The 16,434-nt window shown below is 70.9% G+C and carries 10 protein-coding genes; 5 read left to right on the top strand and 5 right to left on the bottom strand.

All coding sequences use genetic code 11. The features are described 5' to 3' along the window. Positions 1-10: 10 nt before the first annotated feature. The gene (locus PV963_RS07895; protein WP_274814927.1) at positions 11-1,579 is read right to left on the bottom strand and encodes an APC family permease; all 1,569 of its coding nucleotides are present in this window, start codon (positions 1,577-1,579) and stop codon (positions 11-13) included. A gap of 490 nt (positions 1,580-2,069) precedes the next feature. Beyond that, positions 2,070-2,633: a hypothetical protein gene (locus PV963_RS07890; protein ID WP_342456434.1), complete on the bottom strand. Its 564-nt coding sequence runs from the start codon at positions 2,631-2,633 to the stop codon at positions 2,070-2,072. Between the two features lie 419 nt (positions 2,634-3,052). Here PV963_RS07890 and PV963_RS07885 point away from each other — a divergent pair, with 419 nt between their 5' ends. From PV963_RS07885 to PV963_RS07865, 5 genes are read left to right on the top strand one after another with little or no spacing between them, the layout of a single operon-like run. Next, positions 3,053-6,184, top strand: a complete 3,132-nt coding sequence (locus PV963_RS07885) for a sensor histidine kinase (protein ID WP_274814925.1) — start codon at positions 3,053-3,055, stop codon at positions 6,182-6,184. Beyond that, positions 6,181-6,615, top strand: coding sequence for a roadblock/LC7 domain-containing protein (locus PV963_RS07880; RefSeq protein WP_274814924.1), 435 nt, complete (start codon positions 6,181-6,183; stop codon positions 6,613-6,615). The genes PV963_RS07885 and PV963_RS07880 overlap by 4 nt, the downstream gene beginning before the upstream one ends. 9 nt (positions 6,616-6,624) lie before the next feature. Then, positions 6,625-7,020, top strand: a complete 396-nt coding sequence (locus PV963_RS07875) for a DUF742 domain-containing protein (protein ID WP_059416049.1) — start codon at positions 6,625-6,627, stop codon at positions 7,018-7,020. Between the two features lie 24 nt (positions 7,021-7,044). Continuing rightward, positions 7,045-10,695, top strand: a complete 3,651-nt coding sequence (locus tag PV963_RS07870) for a hydantoinase B/oxoprolinase family protein (protein WP_274814923.1) — start codon at positions 7,045-7,047, stop codon at positions 10,693-10,695. Next, the gene (locus PV963_RS07865) at positions 10,676-11,281 is read left to right on the top strand and encodes a GTP-binding protein (RefSeq protein ID WP_274814922.1); all 606 of its coding nucleotides are present in this window, start codon (positions 10,676-10,678) and stop codon (positions 11,279-11,281) included. Before PV963_RS07870 ends, PV963_RS07865 begins: the two co-directional genes overlap by 20 nt. Positions 11,282-11,396: 115 nt before the next feature. Here PV963_RS07865 and glpK read toward each other — a convergent pair whose 3' ends face one another. The 3 genes from glpK to PV963_RS07850 all read right to left on the bottom strand — a co-directional run bounded on the left by glpK (position 11,397) and on the right by PV963_RS07850 (position 16,113). Further along, positions 11,397-12,917, bottom strand: a complete 1,521-nt coding sequence (glpK, locus tag PV963_RS07860; protein ID WP_274814921.1) for a glycerol kinase GlpK — start codon at positions 12,915-12,917, stop codon at positions 11,397-11,399. Positions 12,918-12,938: 21 nt separating this feature from the next. Continuing rightward, positions 12,939-13,736 carry an MIP/aquaporin family protein gene (locus PV963_RS07855; protein ID WP_274814920.1) on the bottom strand — a complete coding sequence of 266 codons (798 nt, stop codon included), beginning with the start codon at positions 13,734-13,736 and terminating at the stop codon, positions 12,939-12,941. 724 nt (positions 13,737-14,460) lie between these two features. Further along, entirely contained in the window at positions 14,461-16,113 is a 1,653-nt protein-coding gene (locus tag PV963_RS07850) for a GGDEF domain-containing protein (protein WP_274814919.1), read from the bottom strand. Positions 16,114-16,434 lie beyond the last annotated feature (321 nt).

The raw sequence follows: 16,434 nt of genomic DNA, 5'->3' as shown, positions 1-16,434 counted from the left end.
CCGCCCGGGGTCAGGCGCTGTCGGCCGCCGGGGCGGCGGCGGGAGCGGTGTCCCCGGCGTCCGAGCGGTGCTCGGCGAGCACGCCGGTCTTGTGCCGCTGGACGAACCAGTAGTACGCGAAGCCGCCGCCCGCGATGACGGCGACGAACAGCACCGCGCCCCAGCGCAGGTACCAGTGGTAGGGAGCCGTGGCGTTGTAGACGGCGGCCCGCGGCCAGATCAGGTTCAGCGTCATGGCCGCGCCCCACAGCACGGCCACGATGTTGACCGGCAGCCCCCAGCGGCCCAGCGAGAACCGGCCCTCACCCGCGGGCTGCCACTTTCCGCGCAGCCGGGCGACCAGCAGCGGCACCGTGACGCCCAGGTAGGCGAGGTAGATCATGATGATGCCGATGCTGGTGACGACGGTGAAGATCTGCGGCTGGCGGATGTTGACCACCAGGATCGCCAGCGCGAGGATCCCGATGATCACGGTCGGCAGGACCGGCGTCTGGAACCGCGGGTGGCACTTGGCCAGCTTCGAGGACGCGGGCAGGTTGTTGTCCCGGGCCATCGCGAACGCCAGCCGGACCGCCGCCGTGTGCACCGCCAGCGCGCAGACCGTCACGGCGATCAGCACGCACCACAGCATCGCCTTGCCCGCCGTCGGACCCAGCACGTCCAGGACGATGTACTGCAAGCCGTCCGTGGACAGCTTCTCCCCCTTCAGGCTGGAGACGCTCATCAGCGCGAGCAGCAGGATCAGGCCGCCGAGCACGAAGGACGCGACGATCGCCCGGATGATCGCGCGCGGCGCGTTGCGGGTCGGGTTCAGGGACTCCTCGCCGAGCGAGGCGGCGGTGTCGAAGCCGTACATGACGTAGGCCGAGGCCAGCGAGGCCACCAGGAAGGCACCCAGGTAACCGTTGCCGTAACCCGCACCGGTGCCGTGCGTCTCCATGACGACCTGGGGACCGCGCGTGATGTGGACCGCGAACAGGACGATCAGTACGACAGTGGCGATCAACTCGATGAACACGCCGGCCGTGTTGATCCTGGCCATCAACTTGACGCCGAAGGCGTTCACGAGAGTCGTGAACAGGATCAACACCGCGGCCAGGATGACCGCGTTGGTCGCCACGTCGTACGTACCGGTGCCGTCCCCCACGAACTGGAAGAACGACGAGATCTGCGGCAGCGTCAACTGGTAGGCCAGCGCCACGGCCGATATGGACACGATGGAGGCGATCAACATCATCCAGCCGGCGAGCCAGCCCAGATGCGGATTGCCTATCTTCTTCGACCAGTTGTAGACGGAGCCGGCGACGGGATAGCGGGCGGCGAGCTCCGCGAAGCACAGGGCGACCATGAACTGGCCGGCGAAGACCATCGGCCACGACCACCAGTAGGCGGGGCCGCCGCTGCCGTAGCCGAAGTAGAACAGCTGGAAGGTGCCGGTCAGGATCGAGATGTAGCTGATCCCGGCGGCGAAGGTGTGGAAGTTGCCGAGGGTGCGTTTGAGTTCGGGTCTGTAGCCGAACTCGGTGAGTTCGGCGTCGTCCTGGCCGTGCTGGTCTGTGGACTGCGCGGTCGTTCGCATGGGCGGTTCCTCAAGGGGCGTTCTCTCAGGGCGGGCTTGACCAGTCGAACCAACCCTGGGGTGTCGGACGGGTGTTGCGCCAGATGTGGCGGCAACCTCCCCGGCGTACACACGCTGCGCACCCGCGACGACGCCCGGGCCAGGTCCTGCGTGAGGAACTCGTACCCGTCTCCACTTCGCCGGCCGACGCAAGGACGATGGCACCGCTCGCGTCACCGAGGCGAACGCTCCGAACGGTGCATCGGCCGAGGGCGGCTTCCCCGCCGGGTACGAGCGGGACGGCCGTACGACCGCCGTGCTGGTCGTGGCCCCCCGCCCGTTCATGCGGGCGAGACGCGAACTCGCCCGGAACGCCGGGGAAGAGAGGGCGCAGTCGGTCGTACGGTGAGGGGTACGGGCTCGGCTATCGGCCGCATGGGCCCGACCCGCCGCATCCCGTCGATCGTCCGGCCGGGACCCGGTCGCCTGGCCGGCGCCCCGTCGTCACTGCTTACGAGTGGGACAACTGCCCAGCCCCGCCCCGTCGGCGTATTCGCTCCTGCGCCCGCTCGGCGGCGCGTGCCTGCCGTCGGGCCCGGCGCCGCTCGCGGCGCAAGGCCCGTGCCGTGCTGCTCGGCATGGACACCACGCCGTTGCGCTGGTTCCAGACCTGACGCGTCACCCACACGTCGAGCGCACCCCACGTCGCCACGATCGTGCTCACCACGCTGCTGATCACCATGGGAAACGCCAGCCAGGACCCGGCCATCGTGCACAGGAAGGCCACCATGGCCTGGATCAGCGTCACAGCGATGAGGATTACCGACCGCACGGCGGCCGTCCGTACCGGATCCGGCAACCGGCGCCGCCGCGCCGGCTCCTCGACCCACAGGGGCCGGTAGTACTGCTGCTCGCGCATGTCACGGCCCACTTTGTGAGCCGGAACCCCGGCCTCTCGAGCCGTGACCTCCGCCTCGTCGGCCGGACTGTCCAGATCAGTCGCTTCGGCATCCTGAGGCGCCGTCATTTGCGCCCCACCCGCCCTGGGCGCCCCGCGCCGCTCCGCCGTGCCCATCACCGTGTCACTCCCCACCGCCGGCAGACTGCTCACTCGCATCCGAAGACCCGTGTTCCCCAGTGGCTGCCCGGCTTGCGCTGTTTTACGCCGCCCAGTTGCGGGATGCGGCTCCTGTGGCCGATTCCGCCCCCATTTCCCGTAGAGAAGGACGAACAACTCGCCGCGAAGATTCCCGGAAACCGAAAAATTTCAGCCAACCGCCAGGACGCACCACGGGCGTTGCCCCGTGCGTCCACCATCGGTTTCGGGCAGACAACTCCCGCAATGCCCGGACAACTCCACATGCCTCGTCGCTGGCGCGGAAGTTCAGCTTCCGGACCGGTCTTCGAGTTCCCTGGGGGTCGGTAGTAGGCTCGCGCCGTTTGTTGACGCACATATGTACCCCCGGTAGCCCGGGGGCCGAGCTGGGGGAGGCCATGCGCTTTCGCGGGAAGTCCATCCGCCGGAAGATCGTGGCGCTGCTTCTCGTGCCGCTGGTGTCCCTGACCGCGATCTGGGCCTTCGCCACGGTGCTCACGGGACGTGAGGCGGGCGACCTGTTCAACGTGTCGTCCGTGGTGGAGAAGATCGGCTACCCCATCGAGGACACCGTCCGTGTCCTCCAGGAGGAACGCCGCCAGACCCTCGTCTACCTGGCCGACCCCCGTGCCTCCGACGGGCTCGCCGCGCTCCGGCGCAGCCGGACCGCCACCGACGAGGCCGTCGGCGGCATCCGCGAGAACGCCCGGAATCCTGACGTGCGCGACGCGATGGGGGCGGACACCGACGAGCGGCTGACCGCGGTCCTGGACGCCTTCGAAGGCATCGAGTCGCTGCGCCGCAGCGTCGAGGACGGCACCGTCAACCGCTCCCAGGCCCTCGACCTCTACAACCGGCTGGTCGACCCGTGCTACGTCCTGCTCGCCAACCTCCACGTCGTCGACAACGTGGAACTGGACAAGCAGTACCGCGCGCTGGTCAATCTGGCCCGCGCCCGCGAACTGCTCTCCCGCGAGGACGCCCTCCTCGGCTCCGCCCTGATCGTCGGCAAGATCTCCCACTCCGAAGAGCGCGACATCTCCGACCTCGTGGCCCAGCGCACCCTGATGTACGACACCAACCTCCCGCTGCTGCCCGTCTCGGAACGCGACCGCTACCAGAGCTTCTGGAAGAACGCCTCCACCGCTCCGCTGCGCGTGGCCGAGGAAGCGGCCGTCTCCGCCGCCGACGGAACACCGCGCGGCGTCACCGCGAAGAGCTGGGACAGCGCCGCCGGCAATGTGCTCGACGAACTCGGCACGCTCAACGACCAGGCCAACGACCGCTACCAGAACCGCGTCGAACCGGTGGCCATGGGTGTCATCGCCAAGGCGGTCATCGCCGGCGTACTGGGTCTGCTCGCTCTCCTGGTCTCCCTCTTCCTGTCCGTGCGCGTCGGCCGCACCCTCATCCGTGATCTGCGGCAGCTGCGTCTGGAGGCCCACGAGGCGTCCGGTGTGCGGCTGCCCAGCGTGATGCGCCGGCTGTCGGCGGGCGAGCAGGTCGACGTGGAGACCGAGGTCCCGCGCCTGGAGTACGACAAGAACGAGATGGGCGAGGTCGGCCAGGCCCTCAACACCCTCCAGCGCGCGGCCGTCGAAGCCGCGGTCAAGCAGGCCGAGTTGCGCGCCGGCGTCTCCGAGGTCTTCGTCAACCTCGCGCGCCGCAGCCAGGTCCTGCTCCACAAGCAGCTCACCCTGCTCGACGCCATGGAGCGCCGGACCGAGGACACCGAGGAACTCGCCGACCTGTTCCGACTCGACCACCTGACCACCCGCATGCGCCGGCACGCCGAGGGCCTCGTGATCCTCTCCGGCGCCGCGCCCTCCCGTCAGTGGCGCAAGCCCGTCCAGCTCATGGATGTCGTACGCGCCGCCGTCGCCGAGGTCGAGGACTACGAGCGCATCGAGGTCCGCCGCCTTCCGCGTATCGCCGTCACCGGCCCGGCCGTCGCCGACGTCACGCATCTCGTGGCGGAACTCCTGGAGAACGCCACGGTCTTCTCCCCGCCGCACACCGCCGTCCAGGTCCTGGGCGAGCGGGTCGCCAACGGCTTCACCCTGGAGATCCACGACCGTGGCCTCGGCATGGCCGCCGAAGCGCTCCTGGACGCCAACCTCCGGCTCGCCGAGACCCCCGAGTTCGAGCTGTCCGACACCGACCGGCTCGGTCTGTTCGTGGTCAGCCGTCTCGCCCAGCGGCAGAACGTCCGCGTCTCCCTGCAGCCCTCCCCGTACGGCGGCACGACCGCCGTCGTCTTCATCCCGGACGCCCTGCTGACGGACGACGTCCCGGACACGAACGGCATCGGGTTCCGGCTCGACCGCCCCCAGCCGGCCAAGGAGAGCGAGGCGCAGGACAGCCGCCGCGCGCTGTCCAAGGGGTCCGCGCAACGGCCCGGCCTGCCGGCCCCCCTCCTGGACGGACCGGTCGAACTGGAGGCCCCCGTCGACCTGGACACCATCGGCGACTTCCCCGGCGCTCTCGAGGACGAGGACAGCGAACACGGCGGCCTGTTCCGCCCCCGCCCCTCCCTCACCCGCGCCCAGGACGAGACGGCCGGCCGCCGACCCGATCCGCACCAGGCCGCCGACGCCCACAGCGCACACGGCCGGACCGACACCGACGACGAGCCGAGCGCCCCGGTCCAGCTGCCGCGCCGCCACACCCCGAAACTGGTCAGCTCGCACGGGCGCCCGGTCACCGAGCAGCGCCCCCGGCGGGGCAAGACGGACGAGGAGACCACCACGGGCGTCGGCCGGGCGGAGCCGGGCGGCACCTCCCCGCTCCCTTCGCGTCGCCGGGTCGACGACTCCGTGAGCGGCGGGGCCACGGGCCGGTCCGGACCGGAGCCCACGTCCGAACTTCCGGTCCGCCGCCGCACCGATGGCTCCTCGACCGGCAGCCGGCGAGGCGAAACCCAGCCGGACACACCGCCGCCCCTGCCGGCCCGCCGTCGGGGTGCGGAGTCCGCTCGCCGGGGCGTCGGCGCGGTCGGCCGCGCCGACGACCGCTCCGCATCACCGGCCTCGTCCGGCTCCGGGGCGGAGCCGCCCACCCTGCCCACGCGGACACGCCGCGCGGAGATCGCCTCGAGCGGCCCTGACGGCCCCGACCGTCGCTCCGGCCCCACGCCGGGGACCACCGGCGGCGCCACACCCCAGGAGACCGGCTCGGCTCCCGGCTCCGCACGACGGGGACAGGCTCCCGGCTCCGCACGACGGGGACAGGCCCCCGGCTCCGCACGACGGGGACAGGCCCCCGGCTCCGCACCGCACCAGTCCGGCTCCGGCACCGCGCCGCTGCCCCGGCGCGTCCGCCAGGCCAACCTGGCTCCGCAGCTGAAGCGAGGGTCCGAGCCGCGTACGGAGGACAGAGCCGAGCCCGTCGAACGCGACGCCGACGAAGTACGCAGCCGTATGGCCTCGCTCCAGCGCGGCTGGCAGCGCGGCCGCGAGGAGAACGCAACGGGCGATGCCGCCCACAGCGGCACAGCACGACAAGGAACGACAGAGGGGGACGGTCGATGACCGCACCGAAGGCCACCGGCCACACCGCAGCCAACAAGGGCGAGCTGAACTGGCTCCTCGACGATCTGGTGGACCGCGTCGCGAGCATCCGCAAGGCCCTCGTGCTTTCCGGCGACGGTTTGCCGACGGGAGTGTCCAGGGATCTGACCAGGGAGGACAGCGAGCACCTGGCCGCCGTCGCCTCCGGGTTCCACAGCCTCGCCAAGGGCGTGGGACGCCACTTCGAGGCCGGCAACGTCCGCCAGACGGTCGTCGAGCTCGACGACGCCTTCCTGTTCGTGACGGCCGCCGGCGACGGCAGCTGCCTCGCCGTCCTCGCGGACGCCGACTCGGACGTCGGCCAGGTCGCCTACGAGATGACGCTCCTCGTGAAGCGAGTGGGCGTGCATCTGGGCGCCGCTCCGCGCACCGATCTGCCCGCAGGCGGGTAGTGGGATGACATGAGCGCTGACGGTCAGGGAAGAAGGCACTGGTTCGACGACGAGGCCGGACCGGTCGTCCGTCCGTACGCCATGACGCGCGGCCGCACCAGCAGCCAGGGCCAGCACCGCCTGGACCTGATCGCGGTCGTGGTCACGGAGCCGCACGCGGACGATCCGGAAGCGGACCACATGCTCTCCCCGGAGCATGTGGACATCGTCGAACTGTGTCGTGACGTCCCGCAGTCGGTCGCCGAACTCGCGGCGGAACTCGACCTGCCGATCGGGGTGGTACGGGTCCTTGTCGGAGACCTCGTGGACGCGGAATTCGTCCATGTGAACCGGCCCGTACCCCCTGCCGAACTGCCGGACGAGAGTATTCTGCGCGACGTGATCAACGGCCTCCGGGCGCTGTGAGCAGCGCGGAAGCGGGGTACTGACGTGACTGGCTGGCAGTTCTGGGTCGACCGGGGCGGCACTTTCACCGACATCGTCGCGCGTCGCCCGGACGGCCGGCTGCTCACGCACAAGCTGCTGTCGGAGAGCCCGGCCCGCTACGCCGACGCGGCGGTCGAGGGCGTCCGCGTCCTGCTGGCCGGCTCCGGCGACCCCGTGGACACCGTGCGCATGGGCACGACGGTCGCCACCAACGCCCTCCTGGAGCGCAAGGGCGAGCGCACCCTGCTGGTGATCACCCGCGGCTTCCGCGACGCCCTGCGCATCGCCTACCAGAACCGCCCGAGCATCTTCGCCCGCCGCATCGAACTGCCCGAGCTGCTGTACGAACGGGTCGTCGAGGTCGACGAGCGCATCGCCGCCGACGGCACCGTCCTGCTCGCGCCCGACCTGGACGCCCTCGCCGGGCGCCTCCAGGAGGCGTACGACGACGGGATCCGGGCCGTCGCCGTGGTCTGCATGCACAGCCACCTGCACCCCGCCCACGAACAGGCCGTCGGGGAACTCGCCGCCCGCATCGGCTTCCCGCAGATCTCGCTCTCCAGCGAGGCCAGCCCCCTGATGAAACTCGTCCCCCGCGGGGACACCGCCGTCGTCGACGCCTACCTCTCTCCCGTCCTGCGCCGCTACGTCCGGCACGTCGCCGACGCCCTGGAAGGCGTACGGCTGATGTTCATGCAGTCCAACGGCGGCCTCACCGAGGCCGGGCAGTTCCGCGGCAAGGACGCCATCCTGTCCGGGCCGGCCGGTGGCATCGTCGGCATGGCCCGCATGTCGCAGCTCGCCGGCTTCGACCGCGTCATCGGCTTCGACATGGGCGGCACCTCCACCGACGTCTCGCACTTCGCGGGCGAGTACGAACGCGTCTTCGACAGCCGGATCGCCGGCGTCCGGCTGCGCGCCCCCATGCTGGACATCCACACCGTCGCCGCCGGCGGCGGCTCGGTCCTCCACTTCGACGGCTCCCGCTACCGCGTAGGGCCTGACTCGGCGGGCGCGGACCCGGGGCCCGCCTGCTACCGCGGCGGCGGTCCGCTCGCCGTCACCGACGCCAACGTCATGCTCGGCCGCATCCAGCCCGCCCACTTCCCGAAGGTGTTCGGTACGAACGGCGACGAGCCCCTGGACGACGCGCTCGTCCGGGACCGGTTCACCGCCCTCGCGCGCGAGATCCGCGAGCAGACCGGCGACGACCGCACGCCCGAACAGGTCGCCGAGGGCTACCTGCAGATCGCCGTCGCCAACATCGCGTCCGCCGTGAAGCGGATCTCCGTCCAGAAGGGCCACGACGTCACCCGCTACGCCCTCACCACCTTCGGCGGCGCCGGCGGTCAGCACGCCTGTCCGGTCGCCGACTCGCTCGGCATCCGCACCGTCCTCGTGCCGCCCATGGCCGGTGTCCTCTCCGCACTCGGCATCGGCCTCGCCGACACCACGGCCATGCGTGAACAGTCCGTCGAGGCACGTCTGGAACCCGCCTCCATGCCCGGCGTCCTCAAGACCGCCGAAGACCTGGAAGCCGCGGCACGCGCCGAACTCCTCGCCGAGGACGTCCCCGAGGAGCACATCGAGATCACCCGCCGCGCGCAGCTCCGCTACGACGGCACCGACACCACCCTGACCGTCGAGCTGACCGAGCCCAGCGCGATGCGGCACGCTTTCGAAGAACGTCATCGCGCCACGTACTCCTTCACGCTCGACCGCCCGATCGTCGTCGAAGCCCTCTCCGTCGAAGCCACCGGCATCACCGAACCCCCCGATCTCTCCGCTCTCGCCCCCTACGAAGCAACCGCCGACGGCAGCCCCGCGGCGCCCCAGTCCGTCCGCCTTCACACGGGCGGAGCCTGGCGCGACGTACCCCTCCATCGCCGCGAGGCCCTTCCCCCCGGCGACACCGTCACCGGTCCCGCGATCATCACCGAAGCCGGTGCGACGACCGTCGTCGACGACGGCTGGCGGGCTGCGGCGACCGACGACGGGCATCTGGTGATGGAACGCGCCGCGATTACGGAGAGTTCCGATCTCGACACGAAAGTCGACCCGGTTCTGCTTGAAGTCTTCAACAACCTCTTCATGTCCATCGCCGAACAGATGGGCGCCCGCCTCGAATCCACCGCCCAGTCCGTCAACATCAAGGAGCGCCTGGACTTCTCCTGCGCGCTCTTCGACCCGGACGGAAACCTGGTGGCCAACGCCCCGCACATCCCCGTACACCTGGGCTCGATGGGCACGAGCGTCAAGGAGGTCATCCGGCGGCGCGGCTCCCGCATGCGCCCGGGCGACACCTACGCCGTCAACGACCCGTACCACGGCGGCACCCATCTGCCCGACGTCACCGTGATCACCCCGGTCTTCGACATCACACCGTCGAACGGCACGGAGAGTGACCCCGAGATCCTCTTCTACGTCGCCTCACGCGGCCACCACGCCGAGATCGGCGGCATCGCCCCCGGCTCCATGCCCGCGAACAGCCGCACCATCGAGGAGGAGGGCGTCCTCTTCGACAACTGGCTGCTCGCCGAGAACGGCCGCTTCCGCGAGGACGAGACCCTCCGCCTCCTCACCGAGGCCCCGTACCCCTCCCGCAACCCGAAGACCAACCTCGCCGACCTGCGCGCCCAGATCGCCGCCAACCAGAAGGGCGTCGACGAGGTCGGCCGCATGATCGAGGACTTCGGCCTCGACGTCGTCCAGGCCTACATGCGGCACGTCCAGGACAACGCGGAAGAGGCCGTACGCCGCGTCATCGACGCCCTCGACGACGGCGACTACGCCTATGAGACCGACTCGGGCGCCGTCATCCGCGTGAGCGTGCGCGTGGACCGCGACAACCGTGCCGCGACCATCGACTTCACCGGCACGTCGGCGCAGTTGCCGACCAACTTCAACGCTCCCTTCGCGGTCGTCAACGCGGCTGTTCTGTACGTCTTCCGCACGCTCGTCGCCGACGACATCCCCCTCAACGACGGCTGCCTGCGGCCCCTGAACATCGTCGTACCGCCCGGCTCCCTGCTCTCACCCGAGCCGCCGGCCGCCGTCGTCGCCGGCAATGTGGAGACCTCCCAGGCCATCACCGGTGCCCTCTACGCGGCGCTCGGCGTCCAGGCCGAGGGCTCCGGGACGATGAACAACGTCACCTTCGGGAACGAACGCCACCAGTACTACGAGACCGTCGCCTCCGGCTCCGGCGCGGGTGACGGCTTCCCCGGCGCCCCGGTCGTCCAGACCCACATGACCAACTCCCGCCTCACCGACCCCGAGGTCCTGGAGTGGCGACTGCCCGTGCGCCTCGAGGAGTTCACGGTCCGGCGCGGCAGTGGCGGATCCGGCCGGTGGCACGGCGGCGACGGTGCCGTGCGCCGTATCCGGTTCCTGGAGCCCATGACCGTCTCCACGCTGTCCCAGCACCGCCGTGTCCCCCCGTACGGTATGGCGGGCGGCGAGCCGGGCGCTCTCGGCGCCAACCGGGTGGAACACGCCGACGGCACCGTGACCGAACTCGGCGGCAGTGACTCCGCGGACGTCGTCTCCGGCGACGTACTCGTCATCGAAACCCCAGGCGGCGGGGGCTACGGCCCGCCGTCGCCCGACCCCCATCAAGCAGGAGAAGAGATCGATGATCTTCGGGCGTTCTGAGCGCGGCAAGCCTCCGGTCGAGCCCGTCACGCTCAAGATCCTGGTGGCCGGCGGCTTCGGCGTGGGCAAGACCACGCTCGTCGGCGCGGTCAGCGAGATCCGGCCGCTGCGCACCGAGGAGCTGCTCACCGAGGCCGGGCGCCCGGTCGACGACACCAGCGGTGTGGAGGGCAAGCACACCACGACCGTGGCCATGGACTTCGGCCGCATCACGCTCCGCGAGGACCTGGTGCTGTACCTCTTCGGCACGCCCGGCCAGGAGCGGTTCTGGTTCATGTGGGACGAGCTCTCCGAGGGTGCGCTCGGTGCCGTCGTGCTCGCCGACACCCGCCGCCTGGAGGACTCCTTCGCCGCCGTCGACTACTTCGAACGGCGCTCGATACCGTTCCTCGTCGGCGTCAACTGCTTCGAGGGCGCCCCGCGTTACCCGGTCGAGGACGTGCGCCAGGCCCTCGACCTCGACGACGGCGTACCGCTCCTGATGTGCGACGCCCGCGACCGCGAGTCGGTCAAGGAGGCACTCATCGGCGTCGTCGAGCACGCCATGGCGTACGCGGCCGACCGCCGCCAGACGGTGACCACCTGACGCTCGGCCGACCGGCGGGCGCGGACCGTACCCCCGCCGACAGGGGTACGGTCCGCAGTCCGCGAACGCCGCTCCACGCGCGCGTGGGTGCGGACGACGCCCCACGCGCGTGTGGCTAGCTGTCGCCGTCCTCCTCCCAGCCGAAGCTCCTCTCCACGGCCTTGCGCCAGTTGTGGTGCTCGCGGTCCCGCACCGACGCATCCATGGACGGCGTCCACTCGACGTCCTTCTGCCAGTGCGCCTTGAGCTCGTCCAGGTCGTTCCACACACCGGTGGCCAGACCGGCCGCGTACGCGGCGCCCAGACAGGTCGTCTCGGAGACCTTGGGCCGCACCACCGGCACGTCGAGCACGTCCGCCTGGTGCTGCATGAGCAGGTTGTTCTTCGTCATGCCGCCGTCGACCTTCAGGGTGGTGATGTGCACCCCGGAGTCCTGGTACATGGCGTCCACGACCTCGCGTGTCTGCCAGCTCGTCGCCTCCAGCACCGCGCGCGCGAGGTGCGCCTTGGTGACGTACCGGGTCAGCCCGGTGACCACGCCACGCGCGTCGGAGCGCCAGTACGGCGCGAACAGGCCCGAGAACGCCGGCACGATGTACGCGCCGCCGTTGTCCTCCACGCTCGCGGCCAGGGGCTCGATCTCGTCGGCGGTACGGATGATACCGAGCTGGTCGCGGAACCACTGGACCAGCGCGCCCGTTATGGCTATCGACCCCTCCAGACAGTAGACCGGCGCCTCGCTGCCGATCTTGTACCCCATCGTCGTCAGCAGACCGCTCTTCGACGCAACCGGGCGGTTGCCGGTGTTGAGCAGCAGGAAGCTTCCCGTGCCGTACGTGTTCTTCGCGGTGCCCACGTCGTAGCAGGCCTGTCCGAACACGGCGGCCTGCTGGTCGCCCAGCGCGGAGGCCACGGGCACACCGGCGAGCTGGCCGAAAGCGGTGCCGTACACCTCGGCGGAGGACCGGATCTCGGGCAGCATGGCCTCGGGGATGTTCATCGCCGAGAGGATCGAGGAGTCCCACTGCAGGGTCTCCAGGTTCATCAGCATGGTGCGCCCGGCGTTGGTCACGTCGGTGACGTGCTGCCCGCCGTCGGTGCCGCCGGTGAGGTTCCAGATCAGCCAGGAGTCGATCGTCCCGAAGGCGATCTCACCGCGTTCGGCCCGGGCCCGGAGGTCGGGCACGTTGTCGAGCAGCCAGGCCGCCTTGGGTCCGGAGAAGTAGGTCGCCAGCGGCAGACCCGTCTGCTCCCGGAAACGGTCCTGCCCGTCCGAGCCGCCCAGCTGGTTGCACAGCGCCGCCGTCCGCGTGTCCTGCCACACGATGGCGTTGTGCACCGGCTTCCCCGTCGTGCGGTCCCACAGAAGGGTCGTCTCGCGCTGGTTCGTGATCCCCATCGCGCTCAGCTGGTCGGCACGCAGCCCGGCCTTGGCGAGCGCCCCGGCGACCACCGCCTGCACCTTGGACCAGATCTCGGTGGCGTCGTGCTCCACCCACCCGGGTTTCGGGAAGATCTGGCGGTGCTCGCGCTGGTCCACGGCGACGATGGCGCCGTCCTGGTTGAAGACGATGCAGCGGCTTGAGGTGGTGCCCTGGTCGATCGCTGCTACGAATTTCTCGGAGTTGTCCGTCATGGCTACCTCTTGATCGCTTGGTCAGAAGGCTGCGTTGTAGATGAGGGCCCCGAGAATTCCGCCGACCGCGGGCCCCACCACCGGGATCCAGGCGTACCCCCAGTCGGACGTTCCCTTGTTCGGGATCGGGAGGAACTGGTGCACGATGCGCGGGCCCAGGTCACGTGCGGGGTTGATCGCGTAGCCGGTGGGCCCACCGAGCGAGAGGCCGATCCCGACGACCAGCAGGGCCACCAGGAGGATCGAGATGCCGGAGCCATAGATTCCGGCTTCTTCGCCCGGGATCGGTCCGATGCCGACACCCTGGACGATCCTGTCATCGCCGACCAGCGCGAGGATGGGAAGCACCAGGGCGATGGTCGCGAGGATCTCCGTCATCAGGTTGGCGACCGGGTTCCTGATCTCCGGGATGGTGGAGAAGATGCCGAGCGTAGGCACCGGTTCGTCCACCGTGCCGTCCGTGGTGCCCGTCTGCCGTACGTTGGCCCGGAACTGGGCGAAGTAGAGCAGGTACGCGAGGACGGCGCCCAGCATCGCCCCCACGATCTGGCCGAGGAGGTAGACCCAGACCTTGCCCCACACGCCGGTGTCGACGGCCAGGCCGAGAGTGACGGCGGGGTTGATGTGGCCGCCCGACAGCGGGGCGGCGGTGTACGCGCCGGCCAGGACACCGAAGCCCCAGCCGAACGCGATGACGATCCAGCCCGACGCCCTTGCCTTCGAGAATCTCAGGGTGACGGCGGCGCAGACGCCAGCGCCGAAAAGGATCAGGATCGCCGTGCCGATGATCTCGCCGACGAAGATGTCTACGTTGCTCATGGCGGCTCCTAGGCCAAGGCCCGGGGACGATCCGCCCCGGTCCTCATGTGCAGGGTGCGTTTCCCATGGCTACTTCAGCCGAAGGCAGGGAGATCCCGCGCCCCGCCCGGCATCCGTGACGAGCGTGCCGTCGCAGCCGAATCGCCCGTGGGGGAAAGGGCCTTGGCGCAGGCGCGCCAGCGCGCCGCAGTGCCGGATACGCCGAGTATGTACGGCGATGTCGACTGACACCGGAAGTGTTCACCGGCACCCAGGGGGCGTCAAGGTCGCCGACCGCAACGGTTGACGGCCATGTGACGGCGGTTCGGGCTCCTGCCGGGCCGGGGGGCCGGTTGCACGGCCCTGGCGGCGCCCGGTCGGGTCGTTGTTCGGATCTGGTCGGCGCCTGCGCGGGCCTTGGCGAGCCGCGCGAGGCCTTGCTGGTGGTGTCGTCCGGCCTCCGCTGAGCCCCGCCGAAGGCGACCGCCCAGCCGCACCTGACTTTCCTCGCTTGCTAGCCACCAGCATCCACCTGACCAGGCGGTCTCTCAACCGGACGAGTTGCGCCCCCGATCCCGGCCCGGTTCAGGGCCCTGGCGGGCGTCTGGGCACGGCCGTGCCCAGACGCCCGCCCTCGACAGCGCTACGACCCCACCGACGTCCGTACGGACCCCTGTCCTGCCCCCGCACCCCCGATGGCCTCAGCCCGGCCCCACGAGCCCCTCTCAGCCGCCACGAGCCCCTCTCAGCCGCCGCCCGGCTCCGCCACTCCACACCGGGCCGGTGCCGGCGTCGGCTCGGCGCCACGGCGGGTCTCATGCCCGGGCATGCCCGCTCGGGCCAGCACCCAACTCGCCCCGTGCAACGCCTTCGCCGCCTTCTTCAGCGGCGCGAGACAAGCAGCCGCCTGCCGGTGGTCGGTCACGCTGCCCGGTGCGCACAGCACTGTGGCGAGCGACAGCGTGACCGGCCGACCGCCCGCCGACCACGGGGCGTCCAGCACGGAGGCGGCCAGCGGATCGAGGCCTTCCGGTTCGGCGAGCACCAGGAAGTCGTCGCCGCCGATGTGTCCCACGCGGGTGCCGTCGGTCGCGGCCTGCTGCAGCGCTCGCCCCACCGCCCGGATCAGCTCGTCGCCCGCCGCGAACCCGGCCCCGTCGTTGATCTGCTTGAAGTGGTCGACGTCCAGCCAGCTCAGCGCGAAGGCCCGTCCGGACGCGATCCGCCGGTCCACCTCACCGGTGATCGTGTCAGAGCCGGGCAGACGCGTCAGCGGATTGAGCCCCGCCGCCTCCTCCACCCGTGTCTCGGCCAGTGCGCGCACGAGATCCGCGAGCCGTACGACGCCCACACACCGCCCGTACTCGTCGACGACGGCGACGTCGTCCGAGGTACGGTCCCGTTCGCCGACCGCCACGACGTCCAGCACCTCCCAGGCGGTGGCGTCGATGCCCACCGTCCGCGGTGGGTCACCGAGCTTGGCCGCGGGCCGGTCGGCGTACAGGGCATGCCCGTAGCGCCCCGACATCGACAACAGGAAGCGGGACCGGTGCACCGACCGGACCGGTACTCCGGCGGTGTCCACGAGCAGCACCCCGGACACGTCCGGCGACCCGGTCAGCAGTGCCCGCACCTGCCCCGCGGACGCCGTGGCGGGCAGCAGCGCGGCGGGTCGTACGAACTCCCGCACCGACGGCCCGGACCGCGGCACGGCCACATCGGCGGGGGAGCGGGGCGGAACGTATACGTCCGCGGCGGGCAGCCGGGCCGGCGGGGCGAACAGTTCGCCCTGCGCCAACTGCGCCCCGGCCGCCAGCGCCGCCGCGCACTGCCCTTCGGTCTCCACGCCTTCGACAGCCAGGAGAGCCCCCAACTCGTCGCACAGTGTCCGCATCGACCGCACCACCGCCGGCCGCGCCAGCAGCGACGCGTCCAGCTTCACCAGGTCGGGCGTGATGTCCGACAGGAGCCGCAAAGGCACGTCCCCGTCCCCGACACCGTCCGCGCAGATCCGGAAGCCCTGACCGCGCAGCCTGGACACCGCCTCCAGCAGTGCCCGCTGAGGCACGTGCGTGTACGTCGGACAGACGTCGATCGTCACCTCCCACGGAAGCCGCCCCGCCTCGCGCACGGCGTCGTGCAGCGAAGGGAGCCCGCCGAGGTCGGCGAGAGTGCCGGCGAACACGTTGACGAAGAGCGGCAGCAGGGTCTCCTTGCGCACCGCCGCGCGGACCGCCGACACCGCCAGCCGGCTGTCGAGCTCGGGATCCCTGCGGGCCTCGGCCAGGATGTCGCCGGTCTCCGGGCGGGCGAGTATCTCCAGTCCCGCGACCGCTCCGGTCGTCAGATTGACCACCGGTTGGAAGGCGAAGCGGAGAGTGTCCGTCCAGGAGTGCACGGGAGCATGATGACTCCATCGGCGCACGCCCAAGCGCAGTTCATGAGACGTTCACGCAGGATTCCGGAGCGGTCACACAGCGTATGCCAAGGCCCGTCTGCGGCCGCCCCACCGGCGCCCGCCCCACCAGCGCCTGCCCCACCAGCGCCTGCCCCACCAGCGCCCGCACCACCCGCGCCCGCGCCGCACCGCCCCGCGCCATTCTCGGCCCCCGGTCACGCCGTCCAGGCCCGGCACTTGTCGCGTCCCAGCCCCGCCCCATGCCGTGACCGGCCCCCCATGCCGTGACCGGCCCCCCCATGTCGTGACCGGCCCCCCCAT

Source organism: Streptomyces coeruleorubidus (assembly GCF_028885415.1).
GTDB classification, from domain to species: domain Bacteria; phylum Actinomycetota; class Actinomycetes; order Streptomycetales; family Streptomycetaceae; genus Streptomyces; species Streptomyces coeruleorubidus_A.
The sequence above is the reverse complement of the archived record's forward strand: the minus strand, read 5'-3'. Positions and strand labels throughout refer to the sequence as shown.

Bases quoted from the DNA above. Each gene is read 5' to 3' on its own strand.
- PV963_RS07895 (WP_274814927.1), bottom strand. From the start codon at position 1,579: ATGCGAACGACCGCGCAGTCCACAGACCAGCACGGCCAGGACGACGCC.
- PV963_RS07890 (WP_342456434.1), bottom strand. From the start codon at position 2,633: ATGGGCACGGCGGAGCGGCGCGGGGCGCCCAGGGCGGGTGGGGCGCAA.
- glpK (WP_274814921.1), bottom strand. From the start codon at position 12,917: ATGACGGACAACTCCGAGAAATTCGTAGCAGCGATCGACCAGGGCACC.
- PV963_RS07855 (WP_274814920.1), bottom strand. From the start codon at position 13,736: ATGAGCAACGTAGACATCTTCGTCGGCGAGATCATCGGCACGGCGATC.
- PV963_RS07875 (WP_059416049.1), top strand. From the start codon at position 6,625: ATGAGCGCTGACGGTCAGGGAAGAAGGCACTGGTTCGACGACGAGGCC.
- PV963_RS07880 (WP_274814924.1), top strand. From the start codon at position 6,181: ATGACCGCACCGAAGGCCACCGGCCACACCGCAGCCAACAAGGGCGAG.
- PV963_RS07885 (WP_274814925.1), top strand. From the start codon at position 3,053: ATGCGCTTTCGCGGGAAGTCCATCCGCCGGAAGATCGTGGCGCTGCTT.
- PV963_RS07865 (WP_274814922.1), top strand. From the start codon at position 10,676: ATGATCTTCGGGCGTTCTGAGCGCGGCAAGCCTCCGGTCGAGCCCGTC.